The following is a 26,162-nucleotide window of genomic DNA, read 5'->3' as shown; positions in this document are numbered from 1 at the left end:
CGGATTTATTAATAATTGTTTGTTGATTGGTATGGTCTTTCCTTATCTAAATACTTAACGGTAGAAGTTTCATCGGCAAGGATATTTTTGGCAGTAAGTATATTAATGATGGTTTTATAAGCGATTAAACAGTCCAGTTTAAAAGATAAATGCTTAACATAAAATACATCCAAAGCAAGTTTGGTATCCCATGAAATGGCGTTGCGCCCGTTTACCTGCGCCCATCCGGATATACCAGGCCTTACAGAATGCCTGACCTGCTCTTCATTTGTATAATAAGGCAAATAGCGTTCATATAAGGGCCTGGGGCCTATTAGGCTCATATCTCCTGATAGTATGTTAAATAGTTGGGGTAATTCATCTAAAGACGACTTTCTTAAAAACAGACCCAATCGGGTTAGTCGCATTTTTTCGGGCAACAACTCACCATCTTCGTTCTTTTGGCTGGTCATACTCCTGAATTTGATCAGGTGAAATGATTTATTATGTAAGCCTATTCTTTTCTGATAAAATAATGGCTTTTCTTTATATACCAGCCAAAGCAGTATATAAACGAGCAACATAATTGGCCACAGTATAAGTAATAGTATAAAAGACGCCATTACATCAATCAAACGTTTAAAAGCCGCGCGGTACATAAAGGGAATTTTAGGGAAGCAATGCATCAACACATTGCAGTTTTTACTGATGAGCCAGGTGCAACTCAATCTGATAACGGTATTCTTTTAGTAGCTCATCCATCACATAGCACGTTTCATAATCATTCCGGATCTTTTGCCGGCTATGTTCTGCTAAGCTTTTCAACAGGGCCCTATCGTTGTAAAGCAAATGCATAGCATCATATAGCGCTACTGTATCTTTAACCGGAATAATTAGCCCGTTATCATTATGTTCTATAATTTCATTGCAGCCATTAATGTCTGTAGCTATACAGGGGATACCCATGGCGCCCGCCTGCATTAACACGTTTGGAAAACCTTCCCTGTAACTTGGAAATACAAACACATCTGCAACTATAAGATACGGCCTTACATCTTTTACAAAACCTATTCTTTTTATGGATGGATGATTATCTATTAACTGTTGTGTTTTTATTTGTAAAGGATCAAGATCATCTTCAAACGGACCCACCAGAAGGAGTTTTGTTGAATTAGTAACCTCATTAATTTTTACAAACGACTCTACTAATTCATTTATGCCTTTATCGGCAACTACTCTTCCTATATAGCTGAAAACAAAATCGTTTTCCAGGAAACCAAGTTGTGTACGTATATTACTAATATCATCGTTGGTAAACAACTCAGGGTCAAAGTGGGTTGTATCAACTCCATTCGAGCTCCCTTTTCCAATAACCCGTAACTTGCTTTTTTGGCAATATTGGTACCCTACAAGTAGATCCATCATTTTTGTTGAATTTGGATATATTTTTGTAGCGCAGCTGTAAGTAACCTTTTCTGTTAAGTTCAACACCTTTCTTGTTAGCCCTGTTTTTTCAAGCAAGGGCAAACCAGCTACCGTGTGTAACCTAATGGGCACTCCTGTTATTTTTGCTGCGATCATGCCAAGTAAACCTGCCTTGGGTGTATGGGTATGCACAATGAGGGGCCGCTCCTTTCTAATCTGTATTATTAAGTTCATCAACGATATCAGATCCTTAAAAGGAGTTACTTTTCTGGTCATGTTAACTGCAATAGTTCTTACGGCAGTTTCCTGGGTTACCTGGTCAAGTTGCTCGCCTCCGGAAGATATGGCAACCACCTGGTAATGTTTTGAGATAAACTGTAACTGATTTTTAAGCAGTACCAACAGTGAAACAGGCACAGTAGTTATGCGCATGATCTTGACCATAAATAAGGAGGATTGAGAATCTGCCGAATAACTAAAGCTATTCGTTATAAACACATTTTTGAATAATTACCTTTTAGAAAGGAGATATCTTATTGGTTTTGCGGGGAATATATATAGTAAAACCAATTTTAAGTAGCTTAAATAATCTTTAATATTATTTTTTTCGCGGAAGGCCTTATATAGGTATTTATAAGGAATACCTATACTATTATTCTGATTAAAATAAGCCGTGTTAGCTAATCCTTTCCAATATACGGCCATATAATTTGGCAAAGAGTTAATATTATTATAACCAGCTAACTTATTTTTTATCCGAATAGTTTCCTGATCTATTGTTTCGTTATCGGCTTTATGCAGGTAAATTAGCTGTTTAACTTTATTATATGCCGCTTGTCCTTCGTTCTTTTTGTTATTAACAACGGGTAACATTCTGAAGTAGTAAAGCGGTTCTTGTAAAACTTTTATTTTACTTCCCTTACTAATCATGCGCAGCCACAGTTCCCCATCTTGCGAGTAATAGAATCGGGGATCGTACAAACCGGCTGCTATAATCTTATCGCGCTTTATTAACGCAGAGCCGTGCGGAAAAATAGCTTGGCGATTGAGTAAAGTAGATTTAAAGTCTGTTATTTGGCTGTGGTGAGTAGTTTTGCAAACCAGCTCACTATTTAAATCAATTATGTAACAATCTGAACCGATAATATCAATATCTGGATTAAGCTGGGCATAATGGAGTTGTTTTTTTAGCCGGCAAATTCCAGATACATCGTCAGCATCTTGCCGGGCTATATATTTTCCTTTAGCTAAAAGGATACCTTTATTTAAAGAGGTAGGCAAGCCAAGGTTTCGCTCGTTTTTTATCAGAATTATTCTTTTATCTATAAGCGCGTAATCCTCTAATATTTGGACTGAACCATCAGTTGATCCATCATCTATAATAATAAATTCAAATTCTTTGAAAGTTTGTTCCAATATGGAATCTACTGCCTCATTTAAATACCGTTTGGCATTAAATACAGACATCACTACAGATACTTGCATATTTCAGAACTTGGTTGTAACAGGTGTATTACTTGTGGGAACAGGTCTATTAAAAGGAGTATTTTTGTATTTAGCGTTGATGGCCTCTTTAAAGAGTTCAAATTCTTTCCGCACATTTGCCTCAAGTTCGCAATTACTGCCAACCCATTTAATTGCATTATCAGTTAGTTTTTTAGCTAATAACGGATTGTTTTTTATTAAAAGTAATTTCTTTTGGATATCGTCCGCGTTTTTTTCTACCAGTAATCCATTCTGTTCGTCATCCATACACTCTCTGATACCCGGCACATTAGTGCCTATACATGGAATGCCGCATGCCATTGCTTCGAGTAAGCTTTTAGGGCAACCCTCATAATCTGATAATATAAGGAAGGCGTGGGCTTTGTTGTAATAGGCAGGCAAATCGCTATTGTTAACGCTTTCCATCCATGTGATTTTGTCATTATGAATAACAAAATCAAACATATCCTTTACAAGTGATCCACGACCAATTATCAAAGCTTTTAAGGAAGCCCGGTTAACGGTTTTTAACAGAAGCTTAATGTTTTTTATTTTCTCCAGTCGCCCAACAAAAATCACATCAAACTCTTTTTCTGCCGGTTGTGGTTTAAATATGCTTAGGTCAATAGAGTTGCACATCCACAATATTTTATTGTTGGGTATGTGGTAAGTTTCACTAATGAATTTTTTAGCTGCGTATGAGGTTACAATCAGCTTATCGGAAAATCGAAAGAAAAGCTTTTCCCTGATACTTTTAATTTTGCTGATAGGTTGAAAATGGGAACGATAGTAACCCATTCTTATAACAAGGGGAATACCAAATAGAAACTTTAGTATAAGCCCAAACCGGCCAGCTGCAAACTGATTGGTTTTTGCAAGTATAACACGTTTAAAATAGTCACGATAATACCATGGGGCCAGGGTTTCATATATCAAATTTTGCAATTTGAAAGGCATGCGTGCCGGTATCCACGATGGTATAGTTAAAACCTGTATATCAGGGTGATCTTTTACCAGATGCTGGTCATTTCTGCCATAACTAAATATGAGCAGCTTAAGCCCGGCAGCTTTAATTAAAGAATTATAAATGTCAATTTCCCTGTTTAATTGACCAATCGCTTTCCATTTCTGTAAGCTCATGTTGGGTGTCATCAGCAGTAATAATGTATCTTTCATAATATGAAATATTAACCAACTGAGGACCGGGATGTTAATAAGCTGCCAGGCCGGGTCTCATGGTTTATGATGACGACCCGGCCACAGCTTATAACTATGAACTATTAAAATTTGATCACGTAATTCGCCTCCCTGTTAATATTGGTTTTATAAGTAAATAATGACAAAATAGATGCATCACTTAAATTAACACCATTAATATCTTGTACAGTAGGGTTAGTGATATTCAGTTTAATTGTTTTTACCAGTATGTTGGTTTGTATAGGGGTTAGCGAGTTTTTTCTCCAGTACGGATTGGTAATGTCAACGTTACCTGTTACAGTTTCACTACCTACTCGTCGTGTAAGTGTAGCACTGACTTTCAGAGAAACTTTTGAGTTTTTATCAATATGGTTTGTAAGTTTTAATCCAATGCTTTTATTTGGACCACCAAATAAGTTCCTGAACCCAGCCTGTATACCGTATCCAGGGTTATACTCGGTTCTGGCATTGTTTATGGCTACGTTCTGTATTTCGTCTGTATAGAATGACGGCTCTACATCAATACCGCAATATGGCGATACACCATTGCTATAAGCACAATAAGGAGCTTCTAAAACTAAACCAATAACACTGGTTATCGAAATGCCGTTTCTGCGGTTATATGTGCAGGATGCATTATTTATGGTAATGTTTCTATTGGTAATTTTATCCGTAGAGGCTAAGTAGATCCCATCGCCCCAGCAATTACTTACATTTGGGCCATTTAAAGTAATGTTAGAAGACCCATAAATTGTTATCCCCTGGCCCCATTCGCCAGATGAACCCGAGTGTTTATATCTATCTCCTACAACTACCGGGTTGTTTAAAGTAACGTTAGTTGCTTTATATATCCGGATTGCGTTATAGTTTGTAGCTGATGTTGGCTTCTGTATAATTTTAGAGCCTGTCAAAAAGCTTATTTTTCTATTTGATGGAATAATTATTCCCGTGTTGTTCACCATTATAGGGAAGGCCGGGAATGTAATATCAGCATATTTATTAATTGCTGTTTGTATGTAGCTTGTGTAATCTCTCGATCCGTCTTTAACATAGCCACTGGGAAGGCTATTTTCTAATCTGTAACTTGTAGAGGAAACGGCTGTGGTTGATTCCAGAGTTGGCGGCAGATTTGACAACTCTGATTTTTCAAGGTCTGATGTTGTTTGTACTTCGTCTTTCTTGCATCGGCTAAAGGATAATAAGGTTAATAATAATAAGAATTTTAAAACAGTTGCTTGGCTTTTGTGTTTTGTTTGAATCATGCTTTTTTAATTTAACTAAGCCTTTAACGCACGCTTTTTGCGCTATGTTGCCAGTTAAACCTCCCCGCACCCCTGTTTAAAAAGTAATTTTAATACAAAAGGGCTATGAGAATGTATGATATCATTATTAAAAAAAACTTTACGTTTTAGTCTTTAGAGCTTTAAGCTCTATTTAAATACTTTATCCAAGGTATTTTTTAAAGGGAAAATAGATGGGGTATAAAGATCTTTTTTTAAGTTCCCGATCTGTTTCATGAGTTGATTTACAAAGTTTTGTGGGTCGCGCCCTGCTAAATATCTATCAAGGAGTCTCCTATCCTGAGATTTTTGCATCTCTAAACAGGTACTTATAGCGCTTTGTAAGGCATATATATTTCCGGTTTCTACCTTTAAAATTGACGGTATGTCTGCTATACCACCGGCACAAAGTGTTGAAACCACTGATGTATTCAACGCCATCATTTGCAATAACGTATTAGGAAACCCTTCTTCTATCGATGATGTTACACAAACCTTTGCGTATTTGAAATAAACATACGGGTTAGCTACATGCCCCATTAAAATAACGCTTCCTTCAAGCCCAAGTTGATGTATTTGTTTCTGAAGATTATCCCTTTCGGGGCCTTCTCCCAAAATAACTAATTTAAGATCTTTTCTTTTTTCAACTATAGGTTTAAAGGCATTAATAAGCAGTGAAAAACCTTTTATAGGAATCAATCTGCCTGCGGCACAAATAAACTCAAAGTTAAAAGGCATTTCTCCTTTCAATGCATCACCCTTTATGGCTTTTAAATTCATTGGGTTAGCCAATATAATTACCTTACTTGCCGGGATAAATGAGTTGTATTTAACAAATTGCGCACGCATAAACTCTGTTTGACAGATAATAAGTTTTATAGCTGGGTACCCTAATTTATATGCCAATACGTAGCTAAGTTTTTTAAGCCCCTTAAACCGGCTAAAAACTGTTGTTGATTCCCTTACTACAACCTCTGATCTTAAAAATCCAATTCGTTTTAAAAAACCCAGGTAAGCATTCAAATACACAGCAGAGCTTAAAATAACATATCCCTTACGGTACTTAACAAGCTTACAAATTAAAAATATATATCCAAAAATCAAAGACTTTTTACTAATAAAATCACTTTCGCTATGAACTGATTTTGATAGTATATTAACTTCAGCTTTTAGTAAAAAGAGTTGCTTAGCACAGGCAGCATTTGCAATCATTTGCAAACACTGTTCTGCTCCCCCTGCTCTGTTTGAAAGGGATACAATTAGCAATGGTTTAGATACAGGTAACAAAATTATAATGTATTTACTTTAACTAATTCTACCGGTGTATAAAATTCTTTATACCACTTAATAAAGTTCTTTACCCCTTCTTCAATAGTAACTTTAGGCAAATAGTTGTATGCTTCATATAATTCATCAACATTTGCCCATGTTTCTGCAACATCACCATCCTGCATTGGGATAAATTTCTTTTTAGCTGTGATACCTAAATTCTTTTCAATCTCGGCAACAAAGTCTAATAATTTTATGGGGCTCCCTTTACCAATATTAAATATACTCGATGGCACATCATTATTGCCGCCACCAGATTGATATTTATGATTATATGGGCTTTCAATAATTTTAGCTATCCCCTTTACAATATCGTCTATATAGGTAAAATCACGTTTCATCTCTCCCATATTAAAAACACTTATGGGTTTATTCTCTATTATCGCTTTAGTAAAAAGATACATAGCCATATCTGGCCTTCCCCATGGGCCGTACACTGTAAAAAAACGTAAGCCTGTTGTTGGCAAATTGTATAAATGACTATAACAGTGCGCCATTAATTCATTTGCTTTTTTGGTAGCTGCATAAATAGAAGCCGGATGGTTTGTTGGGTGGGTGGTAGAAAATGGCATCTCTTTATTTAACCCATAAACACTTGACGAGCTTGCATAAATAAGGTGTTTGATTGAATATAACCGGCTCATTTCTAACACATTTAAAAAACCGGTTATATTTGAATCTATATAAAGGTGTGGATTTGTTAAGCTATATCTTACACCAGCTTGTGCAGCCAGGTTACACACAATATCAAAAGAATTATCAGCAAATATTTCCTGAAGCCGGGCTTTATCAATCAGGTCTATTTTGATAAAAGTAAAGCTGGGATAATATTCGCTTTTCAGGGGTGCTGAAGCAACTATGCTATCCTGTTTAATTCCCAGTTCTGCCAGGCGGCCGTACTTTAAATTGACATCATAGTAATCATTTATATTATCAACCCCGATTATTTCAATAGGACAGTTAACTAAATGCTTCACTAAATGAAAACCGATAAAGCCGGCACACCCTGTAATTAATATCTTCATTGCTATTGTGTTTGGGTTGGTAATAATCTGCTACAATACCAGGGCATTAGATGGGGTGCTAACCTGCACTTGTGACTCCAGCCACTGGCTTAAAACCAGTAAGCTCCAAATGCGTGGGGCCCTGTTCCACTTCCCATCCATATGATCTTCTATCATTTGCATAGTTGCGCTAATGTTTATGCCAGGTATGTTGGTTAATTTTTGTGGGGTAAGCGTATCAAGTACATATTCTTTCAACTCGTTTCTGAACCATTTTTCAAGCGGTACAGAAAAGCCGGATTTTGGCCGGTTATAATATTCGGAAGGAACCTTTTTAAACAGGATATCTTTCAGGATACGCTTTTGAACCAGCTTATTCATCTTAAAAGATGTAGGTAAACTTTGGGCAAATTCAACAACGCGATGATCCATTAAAGGTGATCGGGTTTCTATTGCGTAGGCCATAGAGCCACGGTCTACTTTTGTATTTATATCATTATTTAAATATGTTTTAAGGTCATAATCAGAAATCCTTTCTAATAAAGGCTTATGCCGGTTATATAACCAAAACCTATCTATCTGTGCAAAATCAGGTTCAGGATCAAGCATGTATGAGTGATCCATACCACTGCAAATTTTAATGTACAACTGGGCTAAGTCCTTTTGCACCACCCCCATCGCTAACAACTTGTGCCTGTAATTAGGCGAAAGACTTAGTAACCAGCCTATTGCCTTACGAAGCACTAATGGGCAATTGTAAAATGGCTGTATTTTTCTCATCCAGCCGTAACGGCTATACCCTAAAAAGCTTTCGTCTCCACCATCGCCAGTTAAGGCTACGGTAACGTATGGCTTGGTGTGTGAAGCCAATAGCATACCTGGTAAGGCGCTTGAATCTGCAAACGGCTCATCGTAGTATTTAGAAAAGCCCTCTATCATTTGTATTCCTTCCTGATAGGTACAATCTATTGTATGATGATTTGTACCTATGCAAGCAGCTATTTTTTGGGATGCTACACTTTCATCAAATCCCTTTTCATCAAACCGTACATTAAACGTTTTAACCGAGTTATGGTGAGAGGCCGCAATAGCCGCTATTAATGATGAATCAATACCGGATGAAAGAAATACGCCTAATGGAACGTCTGCATTCATCCTTATTTTTACAGCGTCTTCTAAAATATCCTGAAGCTTATCTACCGCATCGTTGTATGATCCGGTAAACTTTTCACTCCGCTTGTAGTCAATGTTCCAATATCGTGTGATCTTAAGATCTTGATTTTCTATCTTATAAATGAAATAACAACCAGCTGGTAATTTTTTTACTCCTTTATAAATACAAGTTGAGTCGGGAATACAGTTCCAAAAATGAAATGCATTAATTGCTGCCGGGTCAATGCTGAGCTTTTTACCTTCGGCTATTACAGATGGCTGGCTGGCAAATTCAAAGCCCGAGTGATCATTGTAATAATAAAAAGGTTTTTTACCTAAGCGATCTCGGGCACCAAAAAATGTGTTGCTTATTACATCATAAATAACGAATGAGAACATGCCGTTAAAATGATTAACGCAGTTTGTACCGTAGGCTAAATAAGCAGCACAAATTACCTCTGTATCTGATAGCGTAGTAAAATTATATCCTTCTTTTATTAGTTTATTTTTAAGGTATTGATAGTTATATATCTCACCGTTAAATACAATGCTTAAATGTGCGTAATTAAAAGGTTGATTTGATCTGTAATCTAAATCAATAATTGATAACCGTGTATGGCCTAATGTAATACCACCTTGCTTTTGAAATGCTACATTGTCTGGGCCGCGAAATTTAATACGCTCTAATTTTGCATGTATCAGTGTATCGCTATACTCAAAGGTACTGCCAAAAATTCCACACATTACTTAAAAATTAAATGAATAACCTGAATTAGAAATTGATCAGTTCCTGGTATCTGTTGGCAATTTTATCTACTGCAAATCGTTGGGCAATATCATCGCGGATGGCCTTTGCATCCCATTGTTGTTCGGCGGCTTTGATCAGGTAGTTTCTAAAAACACGGGGGCTGTCCTGCTCAACAATGTAACCGTTAAAACCAGGCTGAACCAATTCAGTTATCCCCCCTACATTAAACGCTACTACAGGTACACCTACGGCCAGCGCCTCAAGCGCAGCATTCGGGAATCCTTCAGTGTATGATGTAAGTGCAAAAACATGATGGTTACTAATAACCTCGGTAACGTTGCGGATCCTGCCCAGCATAAAAACCCTATCCTGCAAATTAAGCTGTTTAACGGTTTCGATTAGGGTTTCCATTAATGGTCCGTCACCGGCAATTGTTAACTGATAATCGGGCGGAAGCTCTGAGAAAATTTCAAGCAGGCGATGATGACCTTTTTCGGGAACCAACCTGGCTACAATTAAAATTTTCTTATATGATCCCTTGTCTGCAGGCTCATCAATATTTAAAGGTATTATTACCGGGTTTGGAATTATGGTGAGTTTATTCTCTTTTATCCCAAAATTGCTGATAAACGATTTTTGCATTTCGTCTGACTGGCAAATAACCACCTTAAACCTTCTGTAAAAAATATTTATCAGCAGTTCCCACATCTTTGAACTACGATCTCCAATGGTTAACATCTGGTGGAAAATATTAGATTCTCTTGCAATTAGAACGGGAACATTAACGAAAAAGGAAACAAGGGATACTAATAAATTTATATGTGCTGCTGTGCAAAAAATAGCATATGGCTTTTCCTTTTTTATAAACTTATACAATTTTAAAAATGACCGGGATGCTTTAATAGTATTTAAATCAATGATCCTTATTTGCAGGTTTGTTGAAAGATGTGGATTAACACCATTCAAAATAACCAGGCTCACATCATATTTATCCCTATCAAAAGCCTGGCTTAATAGCCAAAAAACCCGCTCTGATCCGCCTGCAACTAAAGAGCTAACTATGAAAAAAACCTTTTTTTTCATACAGCTGTATTTAAATCATACTTGTGCAAAATGGCAACATATAAAAACACAGTGGGGCCGTTTGCATTTACTAACCAGGCATTATGGAACAGTGAATTGATAGAGATAGCCAATAGTGAAAAACATAGGGCCACAAATAACTTGTGTTGCGGTTTTCGTATATTAAATGCAGCAAATTTAAATGCTTTATAAGCCGGATAATATAACCCAAGTAGCAAAGTAATACCTACAAAAGGCCCCAGATAAGTAAAAAACATTAAATAAGCATTGTGAGATGTAATACCGCTTGAAAAAACAGAACTCCCAATTATAGCGTCTTTCCATTGCTTGCCATAAAACACTAACCCAAAGGGATATTCCGAGTATATTTTTAAATTCTCAATAAAAAGCTCTGATCTGTTTTCTCCATTTTCGGTATTTCGGTTTGTTTTATCTAAAATATTATCGCCAGTACTTGCGTATGGTTTAAGCACCAATAAAAAGAAGAGTAAACCACAAACGAGCGTTGCACTTAATATAGGAATAGCTCTTTGTTTATAATAAAATAAGGTAAACCCTATTACAGACATACCGAAAGCAATTAGTGCTGACCTTTGCATACCATACCAAGCTGCTACAAGGCAGGCAAGCAACGCAGCTACAGGCAAAAACATGCTTCTCTTCCATAAAAATGCAGCAACTATAGTAAAACTGGTAAATGCAGCTAACTGATAGCCGAAAGTAAATATTGTTGTACTTATTCCGGTAGGGCTCTGGGTTACCGGCGATCCTAATAGCGTTGCTCGTAAGCTATCTACACGTTGAGGGAATAAATGGTTAACCAGCATTATGCAAACAGATATTCCTAATAACATAAAAAACAAGAATACAGCTATTTTAAAACGGGCGTTATTATCTCCAATAAACGATTTAAAGTAGAGCATGCATACAATAAACGTAATACTGTTTACAATAAATGGCTTAAAATCTCCCTGGCCAACAGCATAGTAAAGTAAATTAGCGGCTAAAAAAAAGAAGGTTTCCCAGCCAAACTCAACCGTATAATATTTCTTCACTGCAAAAAATAAGATCAGCGGGACGCCAAATAAAAGCGGAGTTGGCAATTTAAAATAAGAATTAAGGAAGATATCTGCCATCAATGTATATTGATACATCAGTATCAAAAACAATATTATTCCTTTTTTAATCATTTTATTTAGTGAATGTTACAGTAAAAAATAGCTAAGAAACAGTTTTAATTTTATTGGTTATGATCATGAAGATCCACCTTAGTTCCGGAAATTTTAATAAATAACTTGCTGTTAAATAGGTTAAAACGCCGCTTATGCCTCCCAATAATATGGCAAAATATGGATTGAGTATTACCCTTGTAAGATTCAGTATCACAACTGCCATTATTGAACCCATTATAAATAAGGTAAATAGTTTTTTATAACTGGCGATTCTGATGCTGGTGAAATACTGATTGATCACAAATGATATAAAAGAATTTATAACTATGCCGTAAACCAGTGTTTTGATCCCGAACTGACAAAAAATAATAATGTTAATGGTGATAATGATTTTTTTAAGCACTTCCAGTTTAAATATCAGTTTGGTGCGGCCTTCAACTTTCATCAGGCTACCGTTAATAGTTTCCAGGATAAGAAATATGCCCGAAAAACTCAATATCTGTAGCAGATCTGCAGAGAACAACCACTTTTTGCCAAGCAATACTAACACCAGGGGATGGGCCAAAAAGCCTATTGTTATAATAATTGGGATTGATACAAATAATAACAAACGTACAATCTTCCGGTAATTCTCAACCAGTTCTTCCCTATTGTTTTGATATCTAACCAATATAGGGTAGGTAACAGAGTCAACTACTGAAGAAATAGATAATACCGGCACTTCATATAACCTTTTAGCCTGGTAAAAGTACCCCGAATATGCAAGAGAGAAAAACTTACCTATAAGCGGTTGATAAATATTGGCATATATAATGTTCACTAATGCCGTTAAAAATAAACCAAATCCAAATCCATATAGTTCTTTAAACGACGCCCAGGAGAATTTAAGGCCTGGGAGCCACCCAGAAAATTTCCATAATAAAAGCATGTAAAATACAGATTGAGATACTTGCAGTGTTAGTAACGACCATACCCCAAACCCTTTCCAAGCCAATATTAAGGCAATTATAGTACTTAATATAGCTGCCAGGAACGATGCTCTTGTAACCAGTTTATATCTTAAATTTTTAACCAGTAAACTTTTATGAATTAAACTTACTGCATTAACCAATACAGTTATGCTCAGTATTCTAAGCAGCATAATAAGCGTTGGTTCGTGATAAAAATTGGCGATAACCGGTGCTAAGAAAAACAGTAAGCAATAAAAGAATAACCCGGTGAAAATGTTAAATAAGAAAAAGGTATTACAATCTGTATTGGTCAGATCCTGTTTCCTAACCAATCCTCCTCCCATTCCACTATCTACAAAGGCACTGGAAATGGACATGAAGATATAAAGTACACTGATAAGTCCAAAATCATGCGGATCAAGCAGCCTGGCCAACACCAGTGTATTCATCAACACAATAACTTGTGATCCGAACTTGTCAACCAGCGCCCATTTAAAGGCATTTACACCTTCGCGCTGTAATTGCCGGTCAGGAGGCCTGTTGTTCTCTTGCATACCAATGGATAGCTTCCTGAAGACCTTGTGCGATGTTATAATGCGGCTGATAGTCTAATAGCCTTACTGCTTTATCTATGCTCGCAAGTGAATGCGCTATATCACCCGGTCTTTCTGGCCCATACTTAATTTGTACATTTTGAATTTGAGGATCAATTTCTGTCAGATATTTTTTTAGCAGGTGTATTAATTCATTTAATGTTGTACGTTCGCCAACTGCCACATTATATACCTGGTTAACAGCTATTAAGTCATCTGTTAAAGCGGCTTTAATATTCATTTGTACTACATTATCAATATAGGTAAAATCGCGGGATGTGCTGCCATCGCCATTAATAACCGGGCTTTCATAATTCATGAGTTGCTTTACAAATTTTGGAATTACTGCAGCATAAGCGCCCTCTGGTGTTTGCCGTTTACCAAATACATTAAAATAACGCAGGCCAATAGTTTCTAAATTAAAAACATCTGCAAATACACTTGCATAAAGTTCGTTAACGTACTTTGTGATAGCATATGGCGATAATGGCTTGCCAATACGCTCTTCAACCTTAGGTAATTCGGCACTATCACCATAAGTTGATGAAGAAGCGGCATAAACAACTCTTTTTATGTTTTCTTTACTTGATGCAAGCATTACATTTAAAAACCCAGAGATGTTAACTTCATTAGTTGTTACCGGATCTGTTATTGACCTTGGTACCGAGCCCAGAGCGGCCTGATGTAACACAAAATCCATTCCCTTAACAGCCATTTTACAGGTGTCATAATCTCTTATGTCACCTTCTATTAGTTCGAAATTATTATGCAGGAAAAATCTGTCTATATTTTCTCTAAGGCCTGTCGAAAAGTTATCCAGCACACGAACATGACCAGCTCCGTACTTTAAAAGGTACTCAACCAGATTTGTTCCGATAAACCCTGCGCCTCCTGTTACTAAAAATGAATAGTTAGATAGTTCCTTATCACCGTGATAAGGCAAATTGTAATTGGTCATATTGTTTTGTTAAGTTAAAGGTTACAAACGAAAATTCACCACATTGTCTGGCAGGGTTGCCTTAAGATCATACACAACGGTATGCTTTTTAAGCAGTGGCTTAATATTGATTTCTTTAAAGGCTTTATGAGCAACAGCCATAATAATAGCATCATATTTTTGAGCTTTACCATCGTTATTGTCAAACACAATTCCGTATTCGTCCTGCACTTTTTGAACGTTAACCCAGGGGTCTTGAATAAACACTTTGGCTTGATAACCTTTAAGCCTGGTAACAATATCAATAACCTTTGTATTACGTGTATCAGGGCAGTCTTCTTTAAAAGTGAAACCCATTATCAATATTTTACTGTCTTTTACCTGTATCCCCTTAAGCAGCATAAATTTTATCAACTCATCAGCTACGTAACTGCCCATGCCATCATTTAATCTTCTGCCGGCTAAAATTATTTCGGGGTGGTATCCAACCTCTTGTGCTTTTTGTGCCAGGTAATAAGGATCTACTCCTATACAGTGGCCTCCTACTAAGCCTGGTTTAAATTGTAAGAAATTCCATTTAGTACCGGCAGCTGCCAAAACTTCGCTTGTACTAATATTTAGCCTGTTAAAAATCTTGGCTAATTCATTCACAAAGGCAATATTTATGTCCCGCTGAGCATTTTCAATTACTTTTGCAGCTTCAGCCACTTTTATAGATGAGGCCTTGTGGGTTCCTGCTTTAATAATAGATCTGTATAAACTGTCCACACGTTCAGCGGTTTCTTCGGTAGATCCCGATGTAACCTTTTTGATAAGGGAAACAGTATGTTCTTTATCGCCTGGATTGATACGCTCAGGGGAGTATCCTGCAAAAAAATCAATATTAAATTTTAATCCGGAGTGTTTTTCAAGCACAGGCACACATTCTTGCTCTGTTACCCCGGGATATACTGTTGACTCATAAATAACTATATCACCTTTTTTTAACATTTTGCCAACCATGCCACTCGCTCTAAAAAGCGGAGTTAAATCAGGGCGGTTGTTCTTATCAACTGGTGTTGGTACTGTTATTATAAATACAGAACAGCTTCTTGTCTGTTCCATTTGGGTGGTAAGATATAAACCCCTTGTGGTGGTACAGTCAAAAGTGATTACATCCTGCAATTCTTCACGAGTAATTTCTAATGTACGGTCGCAGTAATCTTTAAGATCATTTATCCGCATTGCGCTGGTGTCCATCCCAAAAACTTTATATTGTTTTGCAAATTCTACAGCTAATGGAAGGCCAACATACCCCAATCCTATAATTGCTATTTTAGGGTTATCAATAATCTGATTATTCATAAAAGTTTAGTTAAGCGATAATGATATTATTAACCGGTACCCTGGCTACTAAATAACAACCAAGGTTATCCAGCATCATTAGTACATGCTTACCTTGAATTTGTATTATCTCACCTTCGTGGTTATTAAAGGCGCCATTTTTTATCCGAACTTTATCCCCAACAGATAGGTTATTAAGGCTAACAACCTCCATATCCGGGCAAATACTTAAGAAGTGACGAATATCTTCAATCACTTTATCCTGAACTTCTGCCGGTTTGCCCTGATAGTATATAAAATTTATAACACCCAGGGTTTGCCTTACTTTGCTTTCTTCAAGGGCGTTTACCTTTGTAAATACATAAGAGGCAAATAGCGGGATCTCCACTATTTTCTTTCGATCAGCCCATTGATTCTCTATCTTTCTTACCGGGCAATAAGATATTATACCCTGTGTTTCTAATAGCTGACTTACTTTTTTCTCCCATCTCGGGCGTGTATAGATGACCAACCAGCGCCTTGATAAGTTTTTTTTTGTGATGTAAACCAATTCCATAATATTTTTTGTTTAAGAAAATTCTTGGACGGATACTAAAAAATTGTTTTTTTAGTTTAGGTATAATGGTGGTGTATGGCTTCGCCATCTCGGTTACATACCGATTAGCCAACTTTTATTTTTTTTTGAAGGCTAAAGATGCCTTCTTACCTTTTTTGAAGGTCAAAAGCCTTCTTTTTGCGGGTACACAGTAAGCGGGGATATTAATTACCAGGCTTTCTGTTTTAGGATCGGCTTATTCTTTGGTGTAGTGGCAATAACAGGCCAGTTTTACTCTGGCCATCAAAGGGACATTCTTTACAATATATTATCCTGAATAATATTATTCTGAATAAACGTAATCAGTACTTGCATATCCGTAATTTTCTAAATTTTCGGGCCGTGCATCGTTTAAAACAATCATGGGGTTGGTGAGCTTACTATTTTTAAAAATGTCTTCAATAGTATTCAAGTACATCTTATTGGTATAATTATATCTCACCACGTAAAGCGTAGCGTCTACATGCCTCTCAAAACTAAAGGCATCAGCAACAAGGCCAACCGGCGACGTATCTATAATGATATAATCAAACTTCTTTTTCAGCGCTTCAAAAAGCTGGTCTAACTTAGGATTAAGCAATTCTTCTGACGGATCTTGCGGCAGTTTCCCACTTCCAATTACCCACAAGTTGGCTGCTACTCCTGATGGAGTAATAATATCAGACAAATTTGTATCCTCTGAACTTAAATAGTCTGTTATTCCGGGCTGGCTGTCTATTTTCAATCTTTTTAATAAGTCTGGCTTCCTCAAATCAAACTCAAGGAGCACAACATTTTTATCTGTAAGGGCTAATGTTGCACCAAGATTTAAGCTAACAAAGGTTTTACCTTCCCCTTGCATGCTTGAAGTTACCATCAGCACTCTGCTGGCGCCATTTGTAGCATCACAGTTTAAATTTACCCTGATGTATTTAAACAGCTCAGATATATTTGTACGACTACCTTTCTTCACTACCAAACTCATTTTATCTTTAGAATGGCTTAGCTCTCCCAATATGCGTACACTTGGCAAAAGTTTTAATTCGCTTACGTGCTGTACTTTCTTATTTAAATGATCTTTACCCTGTATGATAAAAGCAGGGACTATTAGTCCTAAAATAAAGGAGTATAGGAGTATCAGCGGCTTTTTCGGGCTATCTGGGCCATCGCCTGTATTTGGGCTGTTTATTACCTGTGCATCTGTTTGTGCTGCAGTTAATGAAAGCGCCGTTTCTTCGCGTTTTTGCACCAGGTAAGCAAACAAACTTTCTTTAACATCCTGCTGCCTGTTACGCTGTAATAATTCCCGCTCAATTGTAGGCACTGTTTTAACCTTTGATTCAAACCGGGCAGTATTTGAGGCCAAATTATTATAGCTTAGCTGCAAGCCTTTTTTAATATTCCGCAGGTTTTCCTGTATGCTTTGTTTTAGGTTAATTAATTGCTGTTTTGCATTAATTACCAGTGGGTTATTTGGTTCATTTACACCCAATAAATTCTGATAATCGAGCTGTAGGCTATTATATCTATTAATAAGCGCTGACAACGTTCCATCCTGAATGGCCAATGTGCTAGGAACTAAAGTAGATTGGTTTACTGATTGATCAAAGTAAGATTCAGTAGCATCAAGCATTTTTAACTGAAGGTCTATCTTCCCTAATTCGGAACTATAATCATCGGCTCTGTGCAAATTAACCTGGGCATCGGCATTTACATCTGTAACCATATTATTTTGTTTGTATTGGGCAACATTCTGTTCTACTGCAGACAAATCTTTACCTAAATACTTAATACGATCATCAATAAATTGGATTGTGGCCAGGGCAAGCTTACTTTTGCTTTCTACATTATTTTGATTATAGGCTGTTATTAGTGTATTAAGTATATCTATCCCCCGTTGAGATATTGCATCATTTACACCTAAAGAAATAGTATTCGCATCTTTTATTACCGGTGCTATTTCCAACCTGCCATTGGCATATGCCCGGGCCATTGATTTTAAATTATTAAACTTAAAATAAATTGGTTTATTGGTTAGTTTAAAAGTTGAGGTTTTTAATACCCTGCACTCATATTGTGGTTCGCGGATCAGTTGGCCGAAGCTGTATGTTACCGCTCTTTCGCCTTTATCTGCAATGTATGTAAATGTACTATCATCTAAAATAACAATTTTTGGTTCAGTGTCGTAAGCTCCATTATATAGTTTACTTATAGCTACTTTAACCGGCACGTCGCGTCCGTATATTTCTTTTTCTCTAAACGTCCCATCGGTATAATAACGGCTATCTAATGACAATTGCTTAAAAACTCTTTCTAATAAGTTATATGACTTTAACAGTTGGATCTCATTATCAACATTTTTAACTGTATGAAACATATTCAGATCACTAAAAGCAGTTTGTTTAAGCAACCCATCGCCTTTTTTATCATCCTGAATTAATATAGTTGCAGTTACCTTGTAAACGGGCGTAGCATACATTATATACAATACAGCTAAGCCGATAAAGAATAGGATACTTATTAAAAAGTAATACCAGTGTTTAAGATATTTTGACAAATTTTTCATTTCTTACAGTTAGGTTTTATACTTAATGATTCTTTTTAGTTTCTTAACAATATGCTTACAACAACTGCAATAACAGACATAGAAGCTGCAATTATTGGTATAAAACGATTGTTTTGATCTGTTTGAAGTACTTTTGCCTTATCCGGCTCTACATATATTATATCGTTTTGTTTCAGGTAATAATATTTAGATTCGAAAATTTCACTACTATTTAGGTTTATTCTTTCCGTTGTTCTTATTCCATTATTTTCCCTAACAATTAATACATTATTTCTTTTAGCATATGGCGTCATATCACCGGCTAACCCGAGCGCGCCTAATAGGGTTATACTTTCATCAGTTACTGTGTAAGTACCAGGCCGCAGCACTTCGCCAATTACGGTAACTTTGAAGTTGATAAAGTCGAGGTTTACAACCGGGTTTTTAGTGTAATCACTTAAAATTTTAACTAATTTAATTTTGGCCTCATCTATTGATAGCCCTCCCACTTTAACCTGGCCTAAAACAGGGAAACTTATATCGCCTGCCCTATCTACCCTATAACCAGATTTTATAAGATCATAATTATTGCTATTTGTATAACTTATATTGTTAAACAAGGTGTTAGACTCTGCGCTTATAGTATTAACTCTAATATTGAGCAAATCGTTAGGCTGTATTTTGGGTTGACTATCTTCCAATAGTTTGGTCACATTTTTGGTGTACTTGGTGCTATTCTGCATATCGCTGAAATACACCAAATTTCGGTTGGAACTGCATGATCCTGCTACCAAAGGGAGACACAGAATAACCCAGATAAACCTGTTCAATTTTGTAAGTTTTGTGCTCATATTATTGTCTATTTCTTTATGTTGAAACAAACTTATATATTAAATATACAAGGTAAAACACCCTTTACATGATTGTATAACAAGTCGTGCATCCGATACACTTTTTATCACACTTTCGTGTATAAAAAAAATCAAACGAAAATAAAACAAGTGGTATTTAACTATAAAGCACTGTTATACAACGCGAAAAGACTTTATTTCACATCTATTTAACAAACAAAAAACTTTAAAAAGAATAAAACAGAATAAGTTAAACACACTAAGCATTACAATTACCTACACAAAAAAAGTGTAAAACAGCCATGCTGAAAATAATAATATGTTATTTATTACTTTAATAATTATTAGAAATAATAATTAAAATCTAACATTAATTTGTGCTTCTTTATTCACGTTTGGAGCTGCTGTGAGACGATCAAATATTGCACTACGCGTTAAGCTATTTCCCTGCAAATCTGTTACTCTTGGCGTGCTTATAAATAGTTTTAAATTGGGGTCGTATAGGATTGCCCGCATGGCGCAGTTTGAATTTTTTGTCCACACAGGGTTTGTAATGGTAATATTTCCGGTAATTGTCTCAGCCAGCTTTCGTTTGCTTAGGTAATTATGAATTTTAAGGGCAATACCAGATCCTTTATCCGTGTGGCGAATAATGGCTATGTCTATGTTTTTAGATGACATACCATATAAATTTTTTATCCCTATAGAAATACCCGACCCAATGTTGTCTTCGGTAGATGCATCTATTACATTAATTTGTTGAAGTTCATCCATTGGGTTGTTTGGTTCAAAATTAATACCACTCATAGGCAAAGTACCATTAGTGCCGGTAACGTGCGGCGATATTATTGTTAAACGCCTGGCAGTAATTATTGAGATCCCATCTCTTCGGCAGTTACTTATTTCAGGCCGTTTTATTAAAACATTATAATTCGGCGGGCCATTGCCTCCGGCATTTCCCAGATAGATCCCATCTCCCCAGCAATCAACTATTTTTATATTATTTAAAGTAATATTGCTGGACGAATAAATGCCTAAACCCATTCCCCACTCACCCTTGGTACCCTGATGTGTATATCGATCTCCTTTTATAAATAAGCCATTTATAGTAACATTTACTGCCCTTTCAATTTTAATGATATTGTACCTTTTTTTATCAGATCCTTTTAGCCTTATCTCACTACCTGGTAAAAAGGTAAGTGTTTTGTTTGAGCCAATGAGCAACCCGTTATCATTCACCAATAGTGGAAAAGAAGGAAAAAGTAAATTTTGGTGCTCGGATATGGCAACTTGCAGTGCTGAGGTGTAATCTACACTACCATCGCGCACATAGTTTTTTGGCAAGCTGTTAATTACCTCATATACGCTATCAACAGTGGAGTGTTCAATATAATTGTAAGGTACATTGAATATACAAAACAGTTTAATAGCTATATTAAATGGTAGCCCGCCAATTTTAAAAATAAAATTCATTAATCAGGAGTTTGTGCTATTTCCATCAATATTTCCCGGGTAACAGGTTTAATAAAATACGCTTTTACAAATTCATATTCTTTTGAACAAGCTAAATCATGGGGATCTATAGAAGATGAAATAATATAAATAATAATTTTTTTACTCAACAACGGGTATATTTGTTTTAACATTTCTAAAAATTTCCAACCCGTCATTTTTGGCATAGAAAGGTCACAAATTATAACATCTGGAAGGTTGTTAACTATATTTTTGTTTTTTTTAAGATAATCCAGTACTTCGGTTGCGTTAAAATAGAAGCTGGTTTCAAACAATTGATACTTACTAAGCATAAGTTGCATAATACGGTGATAGATTGGGTCATCGTCAATTACAAGCACCTTTTTCATGATTATGTTAAATAATAAATAATCATCACAAAATTATACCTATCTTCTGTAATAAGTTTTCTAAACGTTATACAATTTTTGAACATAATAGGGCTCAAGTTAAACTATATAATGATATTCAGCCTGATCAAATAATTGCACATTAGTGTGCCTAAAATTGCTTACCAGCCCAATTATATAAGCTTGTAATTTTGAGCCCTATGAAAGCAAAAAACTTTACTTTTAGAATTAAGCAATTATTGGTGATACCAATTTTACTTACGCAAACCATTGTATATCAGGGATGCAAAAAAGAAAATGCAGATAACTTCGCGGTTGACAAATACGACGCTGCAAAGAATCCTTTTCTTAATAAAAAATTTAGTGCAACCGCTATCCCGGTTACAGCCTATGATGTAACCAATGCGCTTCCAAAAAACTATGTAAAAGATGGATCTAAAGACTATACTACTTATTTGCAGGATGCCATAAACAAAAATTCTAATTTAGTTTTTCCAGCATTTCCCATCATGGTTAATGATAGAGGACTAACCATAGGGTCTAACAAAACAATTACATTTATGACTGGCTCTCAGCTACTACTAAAGCCTACGGCAAGCGGTAACTACAGCATACTAAGAATTTCAAATGCAGGAAATATTACTTTAAACAACCCGGTACTTGTTGGAGAAAGATATAACCATATTGGGGATAATGGGGGCGAATGGGGACAAGGGATAGGCTTATATGGGGCTTACAATGTTACTATAAACGGGCCACGTGTTAGTAATTGCTGGGGAGATGGCATTTATTTGGCAGCAAAAGATAGGATCACTAATAAAAACATTAAAATTTATAATGCCTATTGCAAAAACAACCGCAGAAATGGTATTTCTGTAACCTGTGTTGATGGACTGCTTTTAGAAGCACCATATGCCGGGTATAGCGACGGCACCCCTCCCTCAGCTGGTATCGACTTTGAAGCAGAGACATTTACTGATGAATTAAAAAATGTTGTTATTAACAGCCCTAAAACTGAATATAATACAGGGGCAGGTATATTAATTGGTTTTAGAAGCTTATTTGGCGGCCCTAATAAAACAGTGAGCTTTCAAATCAATTACCCTATGGACAAAGGCTCAAACGTTGGTTTCAAAACAAGTGCTATACTTACACGTAGGGTAGGTAATGAAACCGTTACCGGCAGCGTTAGTATTATTAACCCATACTGGAGGAAAAACACGTTAAGCCCATTACAGGCAAATTTATTAGTTAGAACTATTCAGTTAAAAATCATTGATCCTGTTATACAAGATATAGATGGGAATCAATTGTCAGAGTCTTCTGTTTATTCAATACTGACATATAAGTACAACCTTAATCTGGATTCAAACTATTTAATTTCCTTTTTATGATTAAGATCATAATTAAATATAACTACTAACTGCCCTAATTAGTGCTAAAGCAATTAATTTGGCCTGTACATGACAAATAAAAGTAATTTTAAAAGCACTTTTCTCACAATGTTAGACAAAAATTCGGGAGAAATAATAAGTGCAGAGATGCAGTTAAAATTATTATTATTTGAATGGGTAAATGAGGTTCATTCATTAGACCTTAAAATCGTTATACTTAAATATTATCATCATACCAACCAAAACATTCTCCATCTTGAGGTTTATTTCAGAGATGAATATTTAGATAAAGAGTTGTATATAAATACTGCTTTTGAAAAATTAACCACAGATTTTAATAACTCCCTATTGCACTGCCCTGAAGCCGAAGAAAAAGCTTGGTTTTGTATCTGGATGAGAAAGATAATTGATTTCAAAATAAAAAGTTACGAGAAATTAAGCTTTTATGCTGAAACACTAATGATGCCTGAAAAGGCTGAATTATTTGCAAAATTAAAACAGCGTGAAGAAAGAAGCCTTCTGTTTTTAACCAGCTTAACAAGCCTGGATTAAGATTCCAATAGCATTAATTGCGTATATAGACATAATTAAGATTAGCTTACATACAAAAAAGGCGGAACCTCTAATGAGTTCCGCCTATCACCATTTTCCGCATCGTTTATTGAGGTCAGAAGTGGATTCGAACCACTGTACAAGGACTTGCGGGCCTTTGCCTTCCTCTCAGCCATCTGACCATTTTGAAGTATTTTGATTGGAAATGATTTCCTTGAAATGAAATCTTTAGTAAACTTAAATCATAAAAGTCATCAAAATAACTCTTTTTACATTTTGTGTACCAATCTGTATAAACACACACTTTTTATCACATTTGTACAGTTAATACGCCTATTATTGAATAATAATCTGGTTAACGATAGTGTTGTGAACTCAATATAAAATCAAGGGATCTCCAATTAATAAATGCTAAAAGGACAATATAAATATATTGTCCTTTTAGCATTTACGATCATCATATTTAACGCAGTATATTAATGTTTTTATTCCCTTCAGGAAGCATTTGATTTCTATAAATGCAACTTTAATACCTGCTGATAAATTATCTGAAGTGAGCTCTGATCATCCAGGCCATACCTTCGTGAGTTTCCATTAGTCCTGTAATAAAGTCGCTGGTGCCGGCATCGTTATACTTATCCGCTATCGTATTTATATTACCTCTAATAAATTCAATGATACTTTCATGATCTTCCAATAACTCTTTCAAAAAGCCCGGGCTATCATTTTTACTATCGTTTTTTTCGGTAAGATGGGTAAGCTGCAATAGTTGGGTTAAAGTACCTGGTGCATAATGGCCTAACTTGCGGATACGCTCTGCAACACTGTCCATCACCTCATCCAGTTGCTCATACTGGCTTTCGAAAAAGATATGCATAGCATGAAAATCAGGGCCTTCAATATTCCAGTGTGCATTTCTGGTTTTGGTATATAATACAAATTCGTCTGCTAGTAACTTGGCTAATTGGTCTGCAACAGCTTTCCGGTCTTCCTCTTTAATTCCGATGTTAGTTTTCATGATTTAAATATTGCGATAAGTATGATTAAATGAATAAGTGTTTTTTCAATTCTGCGCCGGCCTGAACAATAAGCGATTTAACACTTGGAAGTGTTGCCAGGGCATTTAACAATCCAAAGTCATGGATCATTCCGTTATAGCGAACAGTTGTTACGGTAACCCCTGCTTCATTCAGCTTACGTCCATAAGCTTCACCCTGATCTCTCAGTATATCGTTTTCGGCAACCTGAATTAGCGCCGGTGGCAAGTCTTTGAGTTCGGCTATGCTTGCTTGCAATGGAGATACGGTTATTAGCTTCCGTTCATCCGGATCGGTGGTATACTGATCAAACATCCAGTTCATCAACGGGGCTGTTAAAAATCTATCCTGCGCATATAAATGATAAGATTCAGTATCTCTACCTGCATCTGTAACCGGCCACATCATCACCTGCAGACTAATCTTAGGGCCGTTCTTGGCTTTTGCCTGAAGACAGGTTACCGCGGTCATATTTCCGCCAACGCTATTGCCCACAACAGCCAGCCTGCTGCCGTCCACATTGATTTCTGCTCCATTTTTGGCAACCCATTTTGTAGCCGCATAAATTTGGTTAATAGCTACAGGATATTGTGCTTCTGGCGATGGTGTATAATTTACAAAAACAGCTACCGCGCCAGAGGCTACCACCAGATCGCGTACTAAACGCTCATGGGTTGGATAGTCGCCCAATATCCAGCCACCACCATGTATAAAAATAAACACGGGTAATACTTCGCTTACACTTTCCGGGCGTACAATAGTTAGCTTTACAGATTGTCCATCTTCGGTGATTGTTTTTTCTGAAACTTCGACACCTGAAAGATCGACCTTAATAGAGGCCTGTGCGCCAACTAATACCTGCCTGGCATCTTCTTTTGCGAGCGTCTCCAATGGTGCCCCACCGCCCGAGTTTAGTGCCTTTAAAAACTCTTTGGTTCCTTTGTCCAGGTGTGTATCTTCTGCATAGTTAACTACCCCTGCAGAAGATGTGCTGTTTGTTGTTTCCATTTTGTATGTTTTGGTAAATGCATTGATTTGTTACCCTAAATTTACGTCCTTATTGGCTATATTGAAACTAATATTTGCCAAGTAGGCCTATACAACTATTGAAATGTGAATATCAAGGTCGAATACTTCAATCTCTTTATCTCTTTATGCAAAGCAGGAAGAGATCAATGTATCTTTATAAAAGTGGAGTAATACTTTCGGGTTAAAGTTCCTACAAAGACAGATGTAAAGATTAAGGAAAATGGCGAGATAAAGCTCGTTATGGAAGTTTAAATTTAAATTAACAACACATTACTGGCGTCTCGGCCGTTTGGCTTTAACAGGTGCATCGTAACGCCTTATATTGAGGTTGGCAGGTTTAACTACTGCCGGTTCATCTTCTTTAATACTGATGCTTAATTTCCGGTCACCCAAAGGGGTACCATCCAGCATTTCTATTACCTGTTCGGCACCTTTCCTGTCTGTCATTTCCACAAAGGCATACCCTTTGCATACCCGTGTTTTTTTATCACGAACGATCTTGATCGTGCTAACATCTCCATGAAGCGCGATAAGCTGAACGAGTTCCAATTCTGTCATATCCAGCGGAAAACCACCAACAAATAATTTAACCATACTGCTTATTGTGTGCGCTATAAAACTAAGAAATCAAGCGGAGTAAACAAATACCTAAATTACCTAT

The 26,162-nt window shown here is 36.3% G+C and carries 23 protein-coding genes and 1 tRNA gene; 2 read left to right on the top strand and 22 right to left on the bottom strand.

All coding sequences use genetic code 11. The annotated features are described in order from the left end of the window. Positions 1-8 precede the first annotated feature (8 nt). From JWQ85_RS04940 to JWQ85_RS04855, 18 genes are all read right to left on the bottom strand, one after another. The gene (locus tag JWQ85_RS04940; RefSeq protein ID WP_299464832.1) at positions 9-638 is read right to left on the bottom strand and encodes a sugar transferase; all 630 of its coding nucleotides are present in this window, start codon (positions 636-638) and stop codon (positions 9-11) included. Positions 639-681: 43 nt separating this feature from the next. Continuing rightward, positions 682-1,836 carry a glycosyltransferase family 4 protein gene (locus tag JWQ85_RS04935; RefSeq protein WP_299464829.1) on the bottom strand — a complete coding sequence of 385 codons (1,155 nt, stop codon included), beginning with the start codon at positions 1,834-1,836 and terminating at the stop codon, positions 682-684. A 78-nt stretch (positions 1,837-1,914) separates the two neighbouring features. After that, positions 1,915-2,889, bottom strand: a complete 975-nt coding sequence (locus JWQ85_RS04930; RefSeq protein ID WP_299464826.1) for a glycosyltransferase — start codon at positions 2,887-2,889, stop codon at positions 1,915-1,917. A gap of 3 nt (positions 2,890-2,892) precedes the next feature. Continuing rightward, a complete protein-coding gene (locus tag JWQ85_RS04925; RefSeq protein WP_299464823.1) occupies positions 2,893-4,065 on the bottom strand; it encodes a glycosyltransferase family 4 protein in 1,173 nt (390 codons plus the stop codon). A gap of 104 nt (positions 4,066-4,169) precedes the next feature. Continuing rightward, complete coding sequence (locus JWQ85_RS04920) at positions 4,170-5,348, bottom strand: hypothetical protein (protein WP_299464821.1); 1,179 nt, start codon at positions 5,346-5,348, stop codon at positions 4,170-4,172. A 168-nt stretch (positions 5,349-5,516) separates the two neighbouring features. Then, positions 5,517-6,653: a glycosyltransferase gene (locus tag JWQ85_RS04915; protein WP_299464818.1), complete on the bottom strand. Its 1,137-nt coding sequence runs from the start codon at positions 6,651-6,653 to the stop codon at positions 5,517-5,519. 2 nt (positions 6,654-6,655) lie between these two features. Next, positions 6,656-7,720 (bottom strand): NAD-dependent epimerase/dehydratase family protein, encoded by a 1,065-nt coding sequence (locus tag JWQ85_RS04910; RefSeq protein WP_299464815.1) that lies wholly within the window; start codon positions 7,718-7,720, stop codon positions 6,656-6,658. A gap of 30 nt (positions 7,721-7,750) precedes the next feature. Continuing rightward, positions 7,751-9,595 (bottom strand): asparagine synthase (glutamine-hydrolyzing), encoded by a 1,845-nt coding sequence (gene asnB, locus JWQ85_RS04905; RefSeq protein WP_299464812.1) that lies wholly within the window; start codon positions 9,593-9,595, stop codon positions 7,751-7,753. Positions 9,596-9,623: 28 nt separating this feature from the next. After that, positions 9,624-10,682, bottom strand: a complete 1,059-nt coding sequence (locus JWQ85_RS04900; RefSeq protein WP_299464809.1) for a glycosyltransferase — start codon at positions 10,680-10,682, stop codon at positions 9,624-9,626. Continuing rightward, positions 10,679-11,818, bottom strand: a complete 1,140-nt coding sequence (locus JWQ85_RS04895; protein ID WP_299464806.1) for a hypothetical protein — start codon at positions 11,816-11,818, stop codon at positions 10,679-10,681. Before JWQ85_RS04895 ends, JWQ85_RS04900 begins: the two co-directional genes overlap by 4 nt. An 85-nt stretch (positions 11,819-11,903) precedes the next feature. Further along, positions 11,904-13,358, bottom strand: coding sequence for a lipopolysaccharide biosynthesis protein (locus tag JWQ85_RS04890; protein WP_299464803.1), 1,455 nt, complete (start codon positions 13,356-13,358; stop codon positions 11,904-11,906). Then, entirely contained in the window at positions 13,333-14,355 is a 1,023-nt protein-coding gene (locus tag JWQ85_RS04885) for an SDR family oxidoreductase (RefSeq protein ID WP_299464800.1), read from the bottom strand. The genes JWQ85_RS04890 and JWQ85_RS04885 overlap by 26 nt, the downstream gene beginning before the upstream one ends. A gap of 21 nt (positions 14,356-14,376) precedes the next feature. Further along, positions 14,377-15,678: a nucleotide sugar dehydrogenase gene (locus JWQ85_RS04880; RefSeq protein WP_299464797.1), complete on the bottom strand. Its 1,302-nt coding sequence runs from the start codon at positions 15,676-15,678 to the stop codon at positions 14,377-14,379. A 10-nt stretch (positions 15,679-15,688) separates the two neighbouring features. Continuing rightward, positions 15,689-16,213: a UpxY family transcription antiterminator gene (locus JWQ85_RS04875; protein WP_299464794.1), complete on the bottom strand. Its 525-nt coding sequence runs from the start codon at positions 16,211-16,213 to the stop codon at positions 15,689-15,691. 322 nt (positions 16,214-16,535) lie between these two features. Continuing rightward, the gene (locus JWQ85_RS04870; RefSeq protein WP_299464791.1) at positions 16,536-18,797 is read right to left on the bottom strand and encodes a tyrosine-protein kinase; all 2,262 of its coding nucleotides are present in this window, start codon (positions 18,795-18,797) and stop codon (positions 16,536-16,538) included. Between the two features lie 35 nt (positions 18,798-18,832). After that, entirely contained in the window at positions 18,833-19,519 is a 687-nt protein-coding gene (locus JWQ85_RS04865; protein ID WP_299464788.1) for a polysaccharide biosynthesis/export family protein, read from the bottom strand. 465 nt (positions 19,520-19,984) lie between these two features. Then, positions 19,985-21,100 (bottom strand): right-handed parallel beta-helix repeat-containing protein, encoded by a 1,116-nt coding sequence (locus JWQ85_RS04860; protein WP_299464785.1) that lies wholly within the window; start codon positions 21,098-21,100, stop codon positions 19,985-19,987. Beyond that, entirely contained in the window at positions 21,100-21,489 is a 390-nt protein-coding gene (locus JWQ85_RS04855) for a response regulator (protein ID WP_299464782.1), read from the bottom strand. Before JWQ85_RS04855 ends, JWQ85_RS04860 begins: the two co-directional genes overlap by 1 nt. Positions 21,490-21,689: 200 nt before the next feature. Between JWQ85_RS04855 and JWQ85_RS04850 the strand changes: the two genes are divergently transcribed. Both JWQ85_RS04850 and JWQ85_RS04845 read left to right on the top strand, forming a co-directional pair. Beyond that, complete coding sequence (locus tag JWQ85_RS04850; RefSeq protein ID WP_299464779.1) at positions 21,690-22,883, top strand: right-handed parallel beta-helix repeat-containing protein; 1,194 nt, start codon at positions 21,690-21,692, stop codon at positions 22,881-22,883. A 108-nt stretch (positions 22,884-22,991) separates the two neighbouring features. Continuing rightward, positions 22,992-23,435 carry a hypothetical protein gene (locus JWQ85_RS04845; protein ID WP_299464777.1) on the top strand — a complete coding sequence of 148 codons (444 nt, stop codon included), beginning with the start codon at positions 22,992-22,994 and terminating at the stop codon, positions 23,433-23,435. 112 nt (positions 23,436-23,547) lie between these two features. Here the strand turns inward: JWQ85_RS04845 and JWQ85_RS04840 are convergent. From JWQ85_RS04840 to JWQ85_RS04825, 4 genes are all read right to left on the bottom strand, one after another. Next, positions 23,548-23,617 (bottom strand) — tRNA-Cys (locus JWQ85_RS04840). Between the two features lie 362 nt (positions 23,618-23,979). Next, entirely contained in the window at positions 23,980-24,453 is a 474-nt protein-coding gene (locus JWQ85_RS04835) for a DNA starvation/stationary phase protection protein (protein ID WP_299464773.1), read from the bottom strand. A 25-nt stretch (positions 24,454-24,478) separates the two neighbouring features. Next, entirely contained in the window at positions 24,479-25,480 is a 1,002-nt protein-coding gene (locus tag JWQ85_RS04830) for an alpha/beta hydrolase (RefSeq protein WP_299464770.1), read from the bottom strand. Between the two features lie 291 nt (positions 25,481-25,771). Continuing rightward, the gene (locus JWQ85_RS04825) at positions 25,772-26,095 is read right to left on the bottom strand and encodes an RNA-binding protein (RefSeq protein ID WP_299464767.1); all 324 of its coding nucleotides are present in this window, start codon (positions 26,093-26,095) and stop codon (positions 25,772-25,774) included. Positions 26,096-26,162: the final 67 nt, after the last annotated feature.

Source organism: Mucilaginibacter sp., assembly GCF_028288105.1.
Taxonomy (GTDB): Bacteria; Bacteroidota; Bacteroidia; order Sphingobacteriales; family Sphingobacteriaceae; genus Mucilaginibacter.
The sequence above is the reverse complement of the archived record's forward strand: the minus strand, read 5'-3'. Positions and strand labels throughout refer to the sequence as shown.

Bases quoted from the DNA above. Each gene is read 5' to 3' on its own strand.
- asnB (WP_299464812.1), bottom strand. From the start codon at position 9,595: ATGTGTGGAATTTTTGGCAGTACCTTTGAGTATAGCGATACACTGATA.
- JWQ85_RS04890 (WP_299464803.1), bottom strand. From the start codon at position 13,358: ATGCAAGAGAACAACAGGCCTCCTGACCGGCAATTACAGCGCGAAGGT.
- JWQ85_RS04900 (WP_299464809.1), bottom strand. From the start codon at position 10,682: ATGAAAAAAAAGGTTTTTTTCATAGTTAGCTCTTTAGTTGCAGGCGGA.
- JWQ85_RS04920 (WP_299464821.1), bottom strand. From the start codon at position 5,348: ATGATTCAAACAAAACACAAAAGCCAAGCAACTGTTTTAAAATTCTTA.
- JWQ85_RS04825 (WP_299464767.1), bottom strand. From the start codon at position 26,095: ATGGTTAAATTATTTGTTGGTGGTTTTCCGCTGGATATGACAGAATTG.
- JWQ85_RS04930 (WP_299464826.1), bottom strand. From the start codon at position 2,889: ATGCAAGTATCTGTAGTGATGTCTGTATTTAATGCCAAACGGTATTTA.
- JWQ85_RS04925 (WP_299464823.1), bottom strand. From the start codon at position 4,065: ATGAAAGATACATTATTACTGCTGATGACACCCAACATGAGCTTACAG.
- JWQ85_RS04935 (WP_299464829.1), bottom strand. From the start codon at position 1,836: ATGCGCATAACTACTGTGCCTGTTTCACTGTTGGTACTGCTTAAAAAT.
- JWQ85_RS04865 (WP_299464788.1), bottom strand. From the start codon at position 19,519: ATGCAGAATAGCACCAAGTACACCAAAAATGTGACCAAACTATTGGAA.
- JWQ85_RS04875 (WP_299464794.1), bottom strand. From the start codon at position 16,213: ATGGAATTGGTTTACATCACAAAAAAAAACTTATCAAGGCGCTGGTTG.
- JWQ85_RS04895 (WP_299464806.1), bottom strand. From the start codon at position 11,818: ATGGCAGATATCTTCCTTAATTCTTATTTTAAATTGCCAACTCCGCTT.
- JWQ85_RS04885 (WP_299464800.1), bottom strand. From the start codon at position 14,355: ATGACCAATTACAATTTGCCTTATCACGGTGATAAGGAACTATCTAAC.
- JWQ85_RS04850 (WP_299464779.1), top strand. From the start codon at position 21,690: ATGAAAGCAAAAAACTTTACTTTTAGAATTAAGCAATTATTGGTGATA.
- JWQ85_RS04845 (WP_299464777.1), top strand. From the start codon at position 22,992: ATGTTAGACAAAAATTCGGGAGAAATAATAAGTGCAGAGATGCAGTTA.
- JWQ85_RS04880 (WP_299464797.1), bottom strand. From the start codon at position 15,678: ATGAATAATCAGATTATTGATAACCCTAAAATAGCAATTATAGGATTG.
- JWQ85_RS04835 (WP_299464773.1), bottom strand. From the start codon at position 24,453: ATGAAAACTAACATCGGAATTAAAGAGGAAGACCGGAAAGCTGTTGCA.
- JWQ85_RS04830 (WP_299464770.1), bottom strand. From the start codon at position 25,480: ATGGAAACAACAAACAGCACATCTTCTGCAGGGGTAGTTAACTATGCA.
- JWQ85_RS04940 (WP_299464832.1), bottom strand. From the start codon at position 638: ATGTACCGCGCGGCTTTTAAACGTTTGATTGATGTAATGGCGTCTTTT.
- JWQ85_RS04860 (WP_299464785.1), bottom strand. From the start codon at position 21,100: ATGAATTTTATTTTTAAAATTGGCGGGCTACCATTTAATATAGCTATT.
- JWQ85_RS04910 (WP_299464815.1), bottom strand. From the start codon at position 7,720: ATGAAGATATTAATTACAGGGTGTGCCGGCTTTATCGGTTTTCATTTA.
- JWQ85_RS04870 (WP_299464791.1), bottom strand. From the start codon at position 18,797: ATGAAAAATTTGTCAAAATATCTTAAACACTGGTATTACTTTTTAATA.
- JWQ85_RS04855 (WP_299464782.1), bottom strand. From the start codon at position 21,489: ATGAAAAAGGTGCTTGTAATTGACGATGACCCAATCTATCACCGTATT.